Origin of the sequence: Pseudoalteromonas sp. MMG013, assembly GCF_018100885.1 — a bacterium.
In the GTDB taxonomy this organism is placed as follows: Bacteria; Pseudomonadota; Gammaproteobacteria; order Enterobacterales; family Alteromonadaceae; genus Pseudoalteromonas; species Pseudoalteromonas aurantia.
This window is the reverse complement of record NZ_JAGJEE010000001.1, coordinates 48,577-64,715: the sequence shown is the minus strand read 5'-3', so window position 1 is coordinate 64,715 and position 16,139 is coordinate 48,577. Positions and strand designations below refer to the sequence as shown.

Annotated in this window: 13 protein-coding genes; 5 read left to right on the top strand and 8 right to left on the bottom strand. The window is 39.2% G+C overall.

Annotation, left to right across the window (positions count from 1 at the left end):
- Positions 1–51: 51 nt before the first annotated feature.
- From J8L98_RS00290 to J8L98_RS00270, 5 genes are all read right to left on the bottom strand, one after another.
- Complete coding sequence (locus tag J8L98_RS00290) at positions 52–660, bottom strand: superoxide dismutase (RefSeq protein ID WP_210994768.1); 609 nt, start codon at positions 658–660, stop codon at positions 52–54.
- Between the two features lie 21 nt (positions 661–681).
- Positions 682–1,188, bottom strand: a complete 507-nt coding sequence (locus J8L98_RS00285; protein ID WP_192510024.1) for a hypothetical protein — start codon at positions 1,186–1,188, stop codon at positions 682–684.
- Positions 1,189–1,378: 190 nt separating this feature from the next.
- Complete coding sequence (locus J8L98_RS00280; protein WP_210994767.1) at positions 1,379–4,474, bottom strand: CusA/CzcA family heavy metal efflux RND transporter; 3,096 nt, start codon at positions 4,472–4,474, stop codon at positions 1,379–1,381.
- 9 nt (positions 4,475–4,483) lie between these two features.
- On the bottom strand, positions 4,484–5,614 hold the full coding sequence (locus J8L98_RS00275; protein ID WP_210994766.1) for an efflux RND transporter periplasmic adaptor subunit: 1,131 nt from the start codon (positions 5,612–5,614) through the stop codon (positions 4,484–4,486).
- Positions 5,615–5,659: 45 nt separating this feature from the next.
- A complete protein-coding gene (locus tag J8L98_RS00270) occupies positions 5,660–6,025 on the bottom strand; it encodes a hypothetical protein (RefSeq protein WP_210994765.1) in 366 nt (121 codons plus the stop codon).
- A gap of 276 nt (positions 6,026–6,301) precedes the next feature.
- Here J8L98_RS00270 and bfr (J8L98_RS00265) point away from each other — a divergent pair, with 276 nt between their 5' ends.
- Both bfr (J8L98_RS00265) and bfr (J8L98_RS00260) read left to right on the top strand, forming a co-directional pair.
- Positions 6,302–6,772 carry a bacterioferritin gene (bfr, locus tag J8L98_RS00265; RefSeq protein WP_210994764.1) on the top strand — a complete coding sequence of 157 codons (471 nt, stop codon included), beginning with the start codon at positions 6,302–6,304 and terminating at the stop codon, positions 6,770–6,772.
- 9 nt (positions 6,773–6,781) lie between these two features.
- Positions 6,782–7,246 (top strand): bacterioferritin, encoded by a 465-nt coding sequence (gene bfr / locus J8L98_RS00260; protein ID WP_210994763.1) that lies wholly within the window; start codon positions 6,782–6,784, stop codon positions 7,244–7,246.
- Positions 7,247–7,318: 72 nt separating this feature from the next.
- On the opposite strand, the gene J8L98_RS00255 is transcribed toward bfr (J8L98_RS00260), so the two are convergent.
- The 3 genes from J8L98_RS00255 to J8L98_RS00245 all read right to left on the bottom strand — a co-directional run bounded on the left by J8L98_RS00255 (position 7,319) and on the right by J8L98_RS00245 (position 11,461).
- Positions 7,319–7,513, bottom strand: coding sequence for a bacterioferritin-associated ferredoxin (locus J8L98_RS00255; protein WP_210994762.1), 195 nt, complete (start codon positions 7,511–7,513; stop codon positions 7,319–7,321).
- Between the two features lie 199 nt (positions 7,514–7,712).
- Positions 7,713–10,481 carry an ATP-binding protein gene (locus J8L98_RS00250; protein ID WP_210994761.1) on the bottom strand — a complete coding sequence of 923 codons (2,769 nt, stop codon included), beginning with the start codon at positions 10,479–10,481 and terminating at the stop codon, positions 7,713–7,715.
- An 89-nt stretch (positions 10,482–10,570) separates the two neighbouring features.
- Positions 10,571–11,461 (bottom strand): cation diffusion facilitator family transporter, encoded by an 891-nt coding sequence (locus tag J8L98_RS00245; RefSeq protein ID WP_210994760.1) that lies wholly within the window; start codon positions 11,459–11,461, stop codon positions 10,571–10,573.
- Positions 11,462–11,795: 334 nt separating this feature from the next.
- Here J8L98_RS00245 and J8L98_RS00240 point away from each other — a divergent pair, with 334 nt between their 5' ends.
- From J8L98_RS00240 to J8L98_RS00230, 3 genes are read left to right on the top strand one after another with little or no spacing between them, the layout of a single operon-like run.
- Entirely contained in the window at positions 11,796–12,980 is a 1,185-nt protein-coding gene (locus J8L98_RS00240; RefSeq protein ID WP_192510015.1) for a response regulator, read from the top strand.
- A gap of 16 nt (positions 12,981–12,996) precedes the next feature.
- Positions 12,997–15,759 carry a PAS domain-containing hybrid sensor histidine kinase/response regulator gene (locus J8L98_RS00235; protein WP_210994759.1) on the top strand — a complete coding sequence of 921 codons (2,763 nt, stop codon included), beginning with the start codon at positions 12,997–12,999 and terminating at the stop codon, positions 15,757–15,759.
- Positions 15,746–16,102 (top strand): Hpt domain-containing protein, encoded by a 357-nt coding sequence (locus J8L98_RS00230; protein ID WP_210994758.1) that lies wholly within the window; start codon positions 15,746–15,748, stop codon positions 16,100–16,102. Before J8L98_RS00235 ends, J8L98_RS00230 begins: the two co-directional genes overlap by 14 nt.
- Positions 16,103–16,139: the final 37 nt, after the last annotated feature.

Below are 16,139 nucleotides of genomic sequence, written 5' to 3'. Positions count from 1 at the left end.
GGCACTAAATACCAAACAATTTATCTCAATTGTTTATTTATAGTGTATCTATTACAAGGCACCCAAGTACCGTTGCTCAACGTCGGTCCAATTAATTACATTATAAAATGCCGCAATATATTCAGGTCGACGATTTTGATATTTTAGATAGTACGCATGTTCCCACACATCCAAACCTAATATTGGTGTGTGTTGCTCCATCAATGGACTGTCTTGGTTTAAGCTACTAGTAACTTGAAGCGCTTTATTTTCGTCAACCACTAACCATGCCCAGCCGCTCCCAAACCTACTCACCGCTGCTGCCGTAAATTGCTCTTTAAATGTATCAAAACTACCAAACTTTTGATCAATCGCCTTTGCTAATTCACCCGCTTGTAATACACCACCTGTAGGACTCATTACTTGCCAAAATAAACTATGATTGTTATGCCCGCCAACGTGCTCTTGGACGGCCTTTTGCAATAACTCAGGTAGTGTCGAAATGTTGTTTAGTAACCATTGTGTTGGTTTATCTGCGAACTCTGTGCCTTCCAGCGCAGCATTTGCTTTGTTAATATAAGTTTGGTGATGCAGAGTATGGTGGATTTCCATTGTTTTTGCATCAATATGTGGCTCTAATGCATCATAAGCGTATGGCAATGCCGGTAGAGTAAAAGCCATGATTATTCCTCGTTTATTTTACTAATGTAGGGTAATTGAACTATTGATTGGGACGTTAATACTGCTATTAACCTGTACAATCAACTCTGGAAAATGGGGGTGATGACTGGCAAAGTGCAGTAACTCTTGTCGGGTTTTATTTATATGGTGACAAGCTATTTTTGCAATATTTTCATCTGGATGTTGCCTCAACTGCGATACCAACTCATGCGCATCACATAATTTATGGCATGCTTGTGCAGGCCTTCCCATTGCCAAATAACAATCAGCCAGATTATGTGCAGCGACCACAACGGCTGGGCAACAGTGCTCAATTGCACCGCATACATTTCTATCTACTTGTACTTTACAAAATTGCTCAAGTAAGTGGGTTGCTAAAGTCCAAGCTGCAACATATTTATCTCGAGCTTCTAAAAATGCGCCGCGCTCAAACGCATGATTTCCGGCCATAATGTTGCTTTGCCATGGACTTAACGCCATATCTACATAATTTTGAGGGTGTTTTTTAAGTTGTTCAGCTAATGACATAGATTACATTCCAATAACAGTGCCACGCGTTGTAAAGCTATCACACATTCAATACATGACTTCGCTAAACTTACACAATGGGTATGAGGTGTAGCGAATATACACTTTACAAAAGTTATTGCAAATGATTTTTATTTATATTGTCATTAGTGTTACTGCGCACAATAAAGATTCATTGTGCGCAAAACGGTTACTTATAAGATCTAAAGTACAATGTGGGCAAAATGTATAATGTCAGTATAGTGGCCGAAAAAATCCCTCCAATGATGACCGTCGCTAAAGGCTTTTGTATTTCAGCGCCAGTGGTTGAAACCAACAGCATCGGTAACAACCCTAATACAGAGGTAATCGCAGTCATCAAAACAGGGGTTAGCCTAGACTGAGCCCCTATCAGCACCGCAGATTGCAAACTATGAGTATGCCGCTGTTGATTAATGCTATCGACCAAAACGACCCCATTCAATACAGCAACACCAAACAATGTAATAAACCCAACAGCACTGGCCACCGATAAATAGAGCCCCGAACTATACAATGCAATCACGCCACCAATAAGAGATAAGGGAATTGCACAAGTTACAATCAACGTTTGCTTAATTGAATTAAAAGCTAAATATAACAACACCATAACGCCAACTAGTGCCATGGGGATCACAAACAACAAACGTAAATTAGCACGCTGCTGACTTTCAAATTGCCCGCCAATCTTCAAACTATACCCCGAAGGTAAAGGCACCTCATTCAATTTTCTTTGAATATCACTGACCACCCCCCCCATGTCTCGACCTGACACATTCGCTTGAATAACAATACGCCTTTGCACGTCATCCCTTCGAATTTGAGCGGGACCTTGTTGATATCCAATATTGGCCACTTGTGATAACGTAAGCCACGCACCGGTCTCAGATAACACAGGAATGTTTCTGATCGCCGTAAGGCTATTACGTTCATTCGCGTTTAAACGTACTTGAATGTCATAACGCTCGTTGGCAACAATTACCTGACCTGCTCGGGCGCCTCCGATCCCTTGTGATACCACTGACATGACGTCTTTTACTGACATACCATAACGCGACAATGCCGTACGATTTGGCGTTATCATTAATTGCAGCTCACCTCCTAGCTGTTCTGCCGCCACATCCACCGTGCCTTCTACTGCTGCTATTGCTTGTGAAATTACTTCAGCTTGCTCCGTTAATACAGTCAATTCAGGGCCACTTAATTTGATTGACAACTGAGCCTTAACGCCAGATAAGAGCTCATCAACCCTTGTCGCTATTGGTTGTGAAAATGTAAACAAAACGCCTGGAAACTGAGCTAAGTTCTTTGAAATGGCTTTCTCAAGTTCAACGCGAGTTCGTCCGCCCTGTCGCTGTGATGTTGGTTTCAGGCCGATATATATTTCAATATTATTTACTGGCTCAGGATCCCCCCCCAATTCAGGCCTCCCTACTCGACTAAGTGCATAAGTTATTTCTGGAAACGTTAATAACTGTTGCTCAATCTTTGGGGCTAATTCTAAAGACGTTTCAAGACTAGCCGATGGCGCAAGCGTTACCCGCAAGTTTAATGTTCCCTCTTCCAAGGTAGGAATAAACTCACTGCCTAATTGCTTAAACGAATACAATGCCGCACCTGATGCTATCGCCACAAGTACGCACATTACGCCTACATGATTAAACGCCCATATTAAACTAGACTGGTAAATGTTTGCCAACTTCAATAACAGATGGTTTTTACGGGGCTTCTCTTTGTTCCTCAATAAAAATGAAGACAATGCTGGCAATAATAATAACGCAACGAACAAAGCTGAAATCAACGCAAATATAATACTCATGGCCATGGGCTCAAATAGTTTTGCTTCTACTCCCTCAAAACTAAACAACGGCAGAAACACCACAATAATAATACTCGTTGCCAGTAAAATAGGTTTCGTAACTTGTTGCGCACCTGCTTTTAAATTTTCAATAAACCCGACTTTGCCTAATTGCGCTTGATGAAACAAACGTTCAACCATAACCACAGACCCATCAACTAACATACCAATTGCAACCGCTAGCCCGCCCAATGACATTAAATTGGCTGATATACCAAACAGACTTAACAACATCAAAGCAACTGCAATTGAAATAGGGATCGCCAATAACACTAAAAAAGTGACCGTCACGTCGAGCATAAATAGGAAAAGTACAATCACTATCATTACAAAAGCACTTATTAATGCTTGTGTTATGGTTGATACTGCTGCATTCACCAATTCTGCTTGGTTATATACCGGTATCAGTGTTACACCAGCTGGAAGGGCTTGGTTTATTTTCGGGATCAGGTCGTTGACACTATTGATTGTTTCTGATGTATTGGCGCCTATCCGTTTTAAAACAATACCGCTGATCACTTCCCCATGGCGCTCAATTGACCCATCTCTATTCTTTGATGACATGGAAACAGCACCTTGGCGAATTTCCGCGCCAAGCTTTACCGTCCCGACATCAGATATTTTAACCACAGTACCATCAACGACTTTAACGGGTACTTCCGCAATTTGTTCAAGCCCTTGTGTGTCACTATCAAACCACCCACTCCCTCTTATCGTAACCTGCTCAGCCCCTTTTGGGAGGTACCAACCGCCAGCATTTTGGTTATTATCCGATAAAGCGGTCATCAGTTGCTGTAAAGAAAGCCCATAAGACAACAGTTTATCTCCTGATACGTGTACTTGATACTGCTTGACCTGCCCACCAAATGACAACACATCTGTCACGCCATCGATAGGCATCAACAACCGTTTCACTAACCAGTCATTCAAGCTGCGCAGGGTCATTAAATCAATATCTGAATCCGGTGATGTTTTCAAAACATACTGAAATATTTGCCCTAACCCAGATGTATTAGGACCCATTTGAGGTGTGCCTATGCCATCTGGAATTAAGTTTTTGGCTTCTTGTAATCGTTCAAATACAAGTTGCCGAGCAAAATAAATATCAACCCCTTCTTTGAAAACAACGGTAACCCCGCTTAAGCCTGTTTTTGAAATCGAACGAACTTGCTCAACATCAGGAAGCGCGTACATCACCGCTTCGATGGGATACGTTATTAATTTCTCGACTTCTTCAGCACCAAGGCCTGGTGCTTGCGTATTAACGGCTACTTGTACATTAGTCACATCAGGAAAGGCATCAAGATTTAATTTATTTGCTTGAAATACACTAAGTACTAAAACGGTGATAAACACACCGATCACTAATACACGTTGTTCAATAACAACTGACACTAATCGATTAAGCATTGCCCTCTCCTAATGGCTGTGAACATCAAAGTTAGATTTCGCCGCTTGTGCATTTAAGAAAAATACACCTCCAGTCACCAACTGCTCACCCACCATCAAGCCTGTTACTTCGACTTGCTCACCATAATCTTTCGTTATTTTTATTTCTTTGACGACATAATGTCCTGGTTCTGATTCAATAAAAACTTGCCAATCACCATCAGCACTTTGACTCAGAGCCCCCCTAGAAATTAATAATTGAGGTTCAGTTCCAGCTGTCACAAACTCCGTTTTTACAAACATACCTGCGTGAAGCATGTGGTTAGGGTTGTCTACAACAACGCGAATAAGGGCTGTTCTAGTTTTTGGGTCTATACTATGTCCGGCCTGAAGCAAACGAGCCATAAATCGTTGGCCGGCATGTAATATACTAATTTTAGAATTAAGGTATATTTCCAAATCTTGATCTTGCGGTAACCTCGCTTGAACCCAGACTTGCGCTTCATTACTTATTTTCGCAATAACTTCTCCACCAGAAAAGCGGCGCCCTAGGGTTAATTGCTCTTGTAGTATGGTGCCTTCAAGTTGTGCATAAATAGTGTAAAGCCCCAGTTGCTTGGCGTGTTTTTTTTGAGTGTTAATAATATCTGATTCATTAAAACCATAATCTCTTAGCTGACTTGCGGCGGCCTCTCGCTCAGCTTTCCCTAGCAAGTATGCCTTTTCACTCACAGCCTCACCTTTGAGTTTCGTTACTCGCTGCCACTCATCTTCTGCCAATCGGTAGCGGATCTGTGCTTTTGCGACCTCATAGCTATATAAAGTGGCTAATTTTTGCTGACTTTTGACTTTTTCACCCAAGCTCACATAGCGTTTTTTAACCTGTGAAGGCACTGCAATGCTCACAAGTTCAGTTGCGAAATCATTATTAATCACCTCAGCAGGCGCTACAGCAACAACTTTGTTGTAACTGAGCTCCACTGTACTCACTTCGATCCCACTATTGGCTTGTTGACGCGTCGTTAATTCAATACCGCTATTGTCTACGTGATCATGATCGTTTTCACTCGCCTTAACTGGCAAAGTAAACATCAGTGCCAATGCACATATACGCACATTCAAACCCATAGACTTAATGTCTATAAAATTAATTTTTTTCATATTTTGATTCTCAGTAATTAAAAAAGGAACAGATTGATTTAATTACTAAGCTAGAGGAGGTCGAAGCGGGACTTTGTATTGGGCATTTATAAACACATGTTGTGTATGATGATGATGTACAGACTTATAACCGATGTTATTTGTTAAAACCCCCATCCATAAATCATGGCTCAAATGGCACACATGACAATGGGCATCATTTGCGGCTTCTGATAATTGTGCACTTAAATTGTCATGTTGTATTTTATGGCGTTCATGATCATCGGAAGCCTGACAGTGCGCTTCTAAAATTTGAGTCGCATCAAGCAGGTGTGTTGTCAAATGAAAAGCATCATTGTTTTTAGCTACATCAAAACTATCCAGCAAAGGCTGGCATAGTAACAACAAGACTAAAATAAATGATTTATACATAGAAACCAAAAAGCGAGGATGTTGAGCAGTACCATACCCAACTACGCCCCCTAACTCAAGAAAAAAGCACAGGCTTAAGCACAAGCGCTCCATATGCAGGTGACTTGAACAACAAACGACAGGAGCTTAATGCAAATAATTCTATTCTAATTGTTTAAAAACAAACTGTAATACGAATCAAAACCAATTGCAAGCACATGATTTATAAGCATTTTTATTGACAGGGCAGTGTTTTGGGATAAACTGGCGACAATTAAATTTATGAAGGTGAATAGTATGCAAGGTAAGCAAAAAGTCATTGATGCATTTAATGCACTTCTGGCAAACGAGTTAGCGGCAATTGATCAGTACTTTATCCATTCACGTATGTATGATGATTGGGGCCTGAGCAAACTATATGAACGCCTTAATCATGAAATGGAAGAGGAAACAACCCACGCTGATTGGCTTATTAAGCGTATACTATTCCTCGAAGGCGTACCTAATATGACTAATCGTCGTGATTTACTGATTGGTCACGACGTAAAATCAATGATGCAAAACGATTTAACACTTGAGCTTGAAGTCGTCTCCAGTGTTAAAAATGCAATTGCAATTTGCGAGCAAGAACAAGATTATCAATCTCGAGAAGTATTATCGAAACTATTATTCGATACGGAAGAAGATCATGTGTATTGGCTTGAACAGCAACTTGGTTTAATGGAAAAAATTGGTTCGCAAAATTACATTCAATCTCAAATTGGGTAAGGCACTATCATGAAAGGAAATAAAGACGTTATTATTGCTTTAAATAAGGTGCTCGCAAATGAACTTGTTGGCATTAATCAGTATTTTTTGCATGCGCGTATGTTTAAAGATTTTGGTTTTATGCAACTAGATAAAGCAGACTACAAAACATCCATTCAAAAAATGAAAAACGCAGACAGAATAATTGAACGAATACTATTCTTAGAGGGATTACCAAATCTGCAAGATTTAGGTCGGCTAAAAATTGGTGAGAATAGTGAAGAAATGATAGCGGCCAACATGGCATTTGAGCAACTATCGATCATTGACTTAAAGCATGCGATTGCGCTCGCAGAACAACACCAAGATTACATATCTCGTGATGCGCTAGATAAAATAATGAACGAACAAGAAGAACAAATTGACTGGCTTGAAACTCAACAACACTTAATTAAGGTGACAGGGATAGAGAATTATTTACAGTCTCAACTCTAATGTGAAAGTCATATACCCATTAAAAAAGGGCTTCTAAGCCCTTTTTTAATCGATGAGAATGTTGATCGTGTTCTATGCGACCTTGTCGGTTATATCAACAATATCTATTAGTTTCTCATTAAGTATCTTTTTAGTGCAGTTTGTACACTTACCACATTGTGTACCCACACCCAATTCTTTGCTTAATTCACGCATGCTAGTCGCACCATTTTCGATGGTTTGAACTATTTTCTTGTCTGTGACGCCATGGCATATGCAGATATACATGAATGAAAACCAATCTCAATAACATTAACTGCTGCTAAGTTTAATCTAAACAAAAATAGTTATCAACTCGATATAGATAAAAAATGAGAATTATTGCTATTATCATAAGGCCGGGTAACATAAGTTCCTCTGCTCATTGAGAAACTAGCCGCTTTTTAATTACCGCAAATAGCCGTAAAATCCGAATTATTAAGCTTAATTACACCCTATACCAATGCGCAATGGCTTTAAACAGTAACTCTTCGTCGATTGGCTTGGCGACGAAGTCGTCCATTCCATATTGTAAGCATTTCAATCTATCTTCATTATATGCATTTGCAGTAATGGCAATAATATACGGCGTGCCATACTTGTCAGGCGCATGCTTAATATGATGTGTGCAATCGAAGCCATCCATATTGGGCATTTGGCAATCCATCAATACTAAAGCTGTGGCATGGTTCTCAAGGTGTTTTAACGCTTCAATACCATCAACGGCCTTATGTAAAGTGCAATTTGTTTTACTTAAAATTTTCGATGCAACAATTTGATTGACCATGTTATCTTCCACTAATAGTACTTCAACCCCAGCAAGATCAGGTATTTTTTTAAATGCATGAGTTGCTATATCTGAGTTTGTTGCTGTTGCTGGTAATCTAACTTTAAATCGACTGCCCTTCCCAACCTTACTTTCTAATGATAATGATCCGGCCATTGCTTCTACTAAACGCTTTGTTATGGTTAAACCCAATCCAGTCCCCCCATACTTTCTCGTTGTAGACACATCTGCTTGCGTAAACTCTTGAAATAAAATTTCTTGTTGAGCATCTGAAATGCCAATCCCCGTGTCACTCACACAAACTTCGATATGATCTTCGATAAACTCAACCTTTAACGTGACACTCCCCTGCTCCGTAAATTTCCCCGCATTACTCAGTAAATTATTAATCACTTGCGTCGCTCGTAACGAATCAATAAGGATATATTCCGGCAATTTTGCATCTATTGAATACTCAAATGTCACGCCTGACTTTAATCCTGTTTGCCTAAAAACAGCAGCTAAGCTATCAAACATACGAAATGGATCTGTTGCATGCAAATCCAAAGATAATGCACCGGCTTCAATTTTCGAATAATCCAAAATATCATTTAGGATCAGTAATAAATTACGCGCTGATGTTTGAATAATTTCTAGTTGATGTGCGGATTCTTCATCCTCTTCCAATTGCTCCTTTAATAAGCCGGTTAAACCTATAATACCGTTGAGAGGCGTTCGAATTTCATGACTCATATTAGCCAAAAATTGACTCTTTGCTTTGCTGGCATTATTTGCCGCCGCAACAGCAGCAATAAGTTCTTGCGTTTTTTCATCAACTTGTTGCTCAAGCTTTGAATTAAAATCAGTTAACCTCTTGTTAAGTGCCTCATTTTCTCCACTGGCCATTTGCAACTTAGAAAAGTTCATCGTGAGTTTAAAAGCAAGTTGATTAAATTGTTGTTGTAATGCAATCACCTCCAAACAACTGGTATCTGACTGAGAAGAGTCCTCTATTAGCTTATCTGGTTCAAACTTATGAATGTCATCACTGAGTGCTGCAATCGGTTTAACCAGCATTCGGGTTAATTGACTCACAAAAACACTGCTCAAAACAATAATAAAAACAGCTAACAACAGAGATTGTCCCCACGCTGCTGCTGCTGCCAAATTAACGTGCTTGCGCTCAAGCATTGTGACTACAGTCCAGCTTAAGACTTTCGATTTAAATGCCTGACGATAAAATACCTGCCCATGTTTGGTTGTAAACAATTGCTGGTCTTTTGATAACCAGCCATTAAACACATCTTTTGGCACCAAATCTAACGTATTGAAATCACTTTTCAAAGAGCTATATACCACTTGGTGACGGCCATCAAGTACAATTAACTCCCCTTTTTGAGACAGCAGTTTGGGAATAAACTGTTCAAGCGATTCAAAAATCAATGAGCCTTCCACAACCCCTTTAAACTCTTCCCCCTCAAAAATTGGTGCTGAAATTGCTACGATGGGGTCATCACCAAAGCCACGGCCACGGAAAATATAAGAAATGTAGCCGTCAGGATGAAATGGGGCTTGTATAAAATAATCTCGGTCAGCAATTGAGGGTATATCACCAACTAAACTTTCTTTTAATGCCGCGGGATAATAATGTGATACAAATGCTTTTTCATCTGAAACAATGGCTGTGCGAAGCCCTGAGTGCATCGATATTAAACGCTCCAATGCAAAATCTTTGTCAATACCGTGTGCAATTCCTCGAGCCGTCATTGAAATTGCTCTGGTATAACTTTGTAAATAGTCTTCAACTTGCTTATTGATTGTTTCAGACGCTTCACCAAGCTGGGCTTGCACCTCAAACTCTATTCTACTGTAATGATTATTGGTTAAAACAATTGATGTGATCAAAACCACCAACACAACTAACAAACTGATCGTGTAATTGAGTATTGAATAGAGAGGTTGGGCACGCCATAACGCTCTTATAAGAAAAAAGCTCAGTAAATCGATGACGGCAAGGTACAGTGTCGCGTTAATAAAATACTTTGCTAACGCAGTGAATATCACTAATAAAGGAAGTTGTAATACATAAAAGCCAAAAATAAATAACAATGGCAGGCCGATCACAAACCAAAAACTCAATCCTCGAGTAAAAAATGGTTTTTTCGGACGTACACAAAATAACTGTAGCCAGAGTATTTCTAATAAAAATACCACGGAGGGCCAGCTATGCCCCCATCTATAAAAAATAAAGCTACCGGTAATAGCAATGGCGAGTACGGCATATTGCCAACCAAATAAAACCAAACAACTTAATACAAATAGTTGGCCAAACAAGAACTCTGAACTATCTAAAAACCAAATGGGTAATAGATTGACAAACCCGCCAATAGTCGCCAGAACTAGCGTGAGTATAATCGGCTTGTATTTGTTATTCAATGCGAGCAATGGCATGTCTCTTAGCTTAAGTCTCTTAAAGGTAAAAGAAAAACACCATTTTGCCAAGTTATATACTGTAACTACGCAATTTTATTAGCGTACATTTAATGTTCAGGACAATCATGACTTTCTATTTGCAAAACGCAGCTAGAAACACCAAACGTTTTTTGCAAAAGTAACTCAACTTGAGATCGACATGACTCGTCATGATTATCTATTGTACAATGATGTTTTAAAACAATATGCGCACCAACAGCCAACTTACCATCTAGCTCACTGATAGCGATATTGTGAACACTTTCAACATGCTCTGTTCGTAGAATTTCACTTTCAATTTGCTGAATTTTTGGTAATTTCACTGACGTAAAAAACAACCCAATAACACAACTACGAATGACTTTCACACCAGTAAACAAAACAAACATAGAGATCAACATACTAGAAATAATGTCAATCACCTCATAGCCAGTCACATAGATCAAAATACCTGCTGCAAACGTTGATATCGTTGACAGAAGATCAAAAAATGAATGTAAAAAAACGGCATATACATTAATGCTGTCTTTTCTACCTTTGTATAACACCCAGGCTGATGCACCATGAAATAAAAACCCAATCGCAGACACCACTGACATCAAATAAGTATTCACTTCAAAATCATGCCCTTGGCTGTGCTCTAAAAATCGCTCTGAGCCCTCAAACAAAATAACCAATGAAATGACTAAATAAAGAGAGCCATTAATTAGCCCCCCTACATATTCGGTTTTTTTATACCCATCATTGAATGTTTTGGCCAAATGAATAGCCAATGTAGAAGCGATTAAAGCAATGAATAAGCTACTGTTATGAACAAATAAGTGACCTGCATCGGCTGCAACAGCAAGTGAATTCGAGAAATAGGCACCGATTAATTGAATAACCATAAATGTGCAAGTAATTGCCAAAGCAATTAATAATCGAGCTCGAGAAGCACGATGTGTTGTTATGTCCGTCATTGAAGAAGTTGGAAACCTTAAACTGATGAAATGCTACCGCAAGGGTAATGATATACAGTCGCAATTGTAGCCTGAATTTACTTATGACGCATTAAAAACCTCACTATTTACCCATTTCTATTTCCATGTAAAGCCGCGGATATATAAATACAGCCATATATTTGTACCCAATTCTAACTAAAATAATTACTTTTTAATGCGGGTTGCGTTGCTGAATAACCTTACTATAGTAAAAAAGGATGTAGTAATAATGTCTTACTCCTATCGTATGTTAATGCGACTTAGATATAGATAACCCATGTTAGTAATGAAAAATTCATGAATGGACGTAGCCATGGCTCGAAAAGAAATTGAACATATCGAACGCCACCCTAAAGTCGTATTATTGTGCAACAAAGTTGAAGAACTCAGTGGGGTCAGTGATATCATTAGTTCGCAAGTCAGTGCTTTTCGCGTACTCACAAAAATGCATGACATAAAAGAAGTGTTACTTGAGTCGGCCCCCCTTGTCATCATTATCGCGATGCCTTCTGTCAGTGCAAGTATTGAACTGTACCGGCAGTTAGCACAACTTGGTTTTCTTGATTACCCCCATGAAAATATATTGCTGTGTGAAAACAAGGAATCAGGCGTTGGATTTCGCTGCTGTATGAAGCACGTCTTCAGCGACTATTTCGTTTATAAACCTATGTATGAAAACTATCGATTGCGCATGATATTACATAATGCGTTATTACGCTGTAAAAATGCACACGACACCACACACATACGAGAAGAGCACTTTGGTAAAATTGATGAAAGTCTCAAACAGCTGATTGATGATGCAGCTGTTTATCATGTTGACGCTCAGCAAACTTTAACAAACGCACGAAAAAATTTAGAACAAGCCAAGGGGGTTAATGATATCCAAACGGCATTAATGAAAGAACTCAGGGCACAACATATTGATCCGTTGCTAGACCAGCTCGAAAAAAAACTCGCTATGAGCATCGAAGAACTTACTAACAACTTAAAAAACAAGCAAATCACTTTGGCTGAGTTGTCAGCATTATTAATTGAAAAATCGTTGCCTGAAACCACCCGCTCAGCAACTGAATATGCAGCTGAAGACCCTTCCGACAAAGTAATTGCACTGACCAATCGTAATATCAAAATCATGGTCGTTGAAGACAATGAAATTTATCGTGAAATGATCAGTAAAATCCTAATTGACGAAGGACATAATGTAGAAGCGGTATCAAGTGGCTTAGTGGCAATTAAAAAGCTCAAAAAACAAAAATACGACATGATCTTCATGGATTTATTTATGCCAGAGCTTGATGGATATAATACTACCAGAAACATTCGTAATATTAACCACTGTAAAAATTTACCAATTGTTGCGCTTACAAGTAATAAAAACAAAGAGTTAATTCGAAAGTGGGCAACACTTGGATTAACAGCATATATTGCAAAGCCATCTACTAAGCACTCAATATTAAAAACCGTCGAAAAAGCAAAGCGGGCCTTAGCCAGCTAATAGCAAGGATAGACAGATGAGTTCATTACTGGATGCGCTACCTCTTTTAGAGGTCACTGAAAATGGAGAAGTTTGCGCTGCGAACAATCCCGCGTGTGAGCTACTCAACGTCACAATAGATGAACTCCTTAGAAAACCTTTAGCATCACTCTTTGCATTCACACAGCACGTTTCTTATCAGTGCATTAAAATGAATGAGTCAAAGAGTATTACTGCGTATTTTAAAAATAGATTTCCTTATACATTACACTGCTATAAAACAAAACCCAATCATTACGACATACTCATCACTTGTAATCAAACCTATGCCATTACACCGTTAACACCTAACTCAAGTTATATTCTTGATACCGCAATTTCCTGTGCCAAAATAGGGATTTGGCGAGTTGATAACTCACTCAACAATGTTTATTTCTCAGACAGTTTTTATCAGCTTATTAAAAAATCGCCCGCGCAAGGCTTATCTTGGGATCGATTTGTTTCTTTGATCCACCCAGAAGATCAACTTACCTTAAAGTCATTTTTCACTAATTCCATCGCAAATGTACCCTTAAGTCTTGAATTCAGAATGACCATACATGGCCACCTACATTGGTATCAACTCCTTGCAAACCAGCCCAATAATTATAAAAAATACTGGTATGGTACGTTACAGGAGTGCAGCCAAGAAAAACAAATGACAAAAGCATTGTCTGAGGCCAATGAAAATCGCCGCATTGCTTTAGAAGCGGGTAAAATCGGTAATTGGAGCAGCGTAAAACGCAATGGGCATTGGGAATGGGTGTGGGATAAACAGGCCAATGCGATTTTTCAAATGGACCTTACTGAAGATAGCAAAATAACAAGCTGGTTGAAGAACATTCACCCACAAGACACCTCGAATGTATTTAAAGCCTTCAGACACGCACTAGATACCGGGAATGAATTTGAGCAAGAATGCCGATATATCCAACCATCTAACAATGTCATTCATGTGTTAGTGAAAGGGCTGGTAAGTAAAAATGATCAACGAGAGAGCATCCGTATGGATGGAGTTGTAATAGATCAAACCGCCGCCTATAAAACCAAAGCACAGCTACAAGAAATAAATCTAAATCTGGAGGAAAAAGTTCGAGATAGAACCACTGAATTAAATAAAGCACTTGAACATGCTGAAACAGCAAACAAGTCTAAGTCGGATTTCCTTTCAATGATGAGCCACGAGCTACGTACACCAATGAATGTCATCATTGGGGCACTTGACTTGCTTACTCTCCAGCAAAATAGTTTTGAAGAACAAGAGTTATTGGATACCGCATCAATTTCAGCCAATAATCTGGTTGCAATACTCAACGATATTTTAGACATTACGAAAATAGAAGCCGGTAAGCTAGAGCTTGATTGTATTAGTTTCGACTTTTCAGAGCTACTTTATAATATTTTGGTTGTATTTGGCCCCATAGCTCACAGTAAAGGGGTTAACTTGTCCGTATATGAATCAAGCACCCTTCCTTTAACCATACACAACGACGACAATAGGATCAGACAAATACTGTTTAACCTAATTAGTAATGCCATCAAATTTAGCGGTAACGACAAAACACACGCGGGTACCGTTGATATTTCTGTAAGCTGGGAGCCTGAAAATGAAATCATCCATACGCTTGTTATCTCAGTGAAAGACAATGGCATTGGTATTGATAAAAACACGCAAAAAAAATTATTTTCCCCGTTTACACAAGGAGACAAAACCACCACTCGTCGCTTTGGGGGCACAGGGTTAGGGCTTGCAATATGTGGCAGATTGATTGATTTGATGGGCGGTCAGTTAAATTTACACAGCGAATTGAATATAGGTAGCACATTTACAGTACGCATACCGACTTGGCAATTCGAGCCTCGTAAAGTAGATACCCTTTTTTCGGTTATCACCCTCATTTGCTCAAATTCAACAGCTCAAAATATACAGCAACTTATCAAAATAGTTGAGATGTTTTGTAATGAAATTCATATACTTGATTGGGGGGCCTTACCCCAATTAGATAAGCTCAGCACTTATATACTCGCTGTCGATAACATGCAGTCCTCGTTACAATACAATATGTTAAAAACGATTGACCACAATGCGGTCGTCCTTGTGGAAAAAGGTGACATAACACAGCTTAAACAATTAATTAAAGACACACCTACTGGGTTTTTGAGTACACAAACACTGTTTTCGATACAAAAGCTTTTGCGCCGATTAGTACGTACTCACAATGACTCAACGCCAAGTCTCAGCGCAACGGATTTTGACCTGAATCTTGTGTGCGAACCACAATTACATAATCAAAGTACAGATATTGACAATCAGCTTACTCAAGTCTGTGATAACTCATTGCTTTATGCCGCAACTAACGCAACTAACGCAAACAAGCAGGGTAACCCGACTATTTTACTTGTCGAAGACAATCCCTTTAACCAAAACCTTATGACAAAGCAGCTCAACCAGCTTGGCTATCAATGTGATATTGCTGAGAATGGGCTTCTAGGGTTAAAGCAATGGCAGAATAAAGCGTACACATTAATTTTAACTGACTGCCATATGCCTGAAATGGATGGCTATGAAATGACGCGGCAGATCCGTGAAATAGAGAATAATTTAGATAAACCACATATTCCGATAATAGCGGTGACGGGTGCTGCCATGAAGGGTGACAGGGACTATTGTTTATCTAAAGGCATGTCTGACTTTATTAGTAAACCGATTACCTTAGACAAATTTAAAAATGTGATTGGGAGGTGGTATGAAGGAGCGTGAAGTAGGTGAGTTACAAACCATAAATCAACAAGTGATGATGGACCTTATTGGCAATGACCGCAATGAAATCATTCGCTTTCAACAACAATTTTTATTACAAGCAAAACAAAGCTTACAACATATCGCCACATTTTATCGTACCGAGCAACTGGCAAAAATAAAAGAAGAAGCACATTTTTTAAAAACCTCGGCCAAAGCCGTCGGCGCCGAAATTTGCGCTCATCATTTACAAACCCTTGAAGACTCTTCACAGGAGCAGGATAAAGCCACATGTAAATTACACATTCAGAGCCTGAGTGAAGAATTAAAACGGGTGTATCACTACATTACTCCTAACGCCTAACATCGACTCATCCTGCTTTATCTAAAATACCTTACTG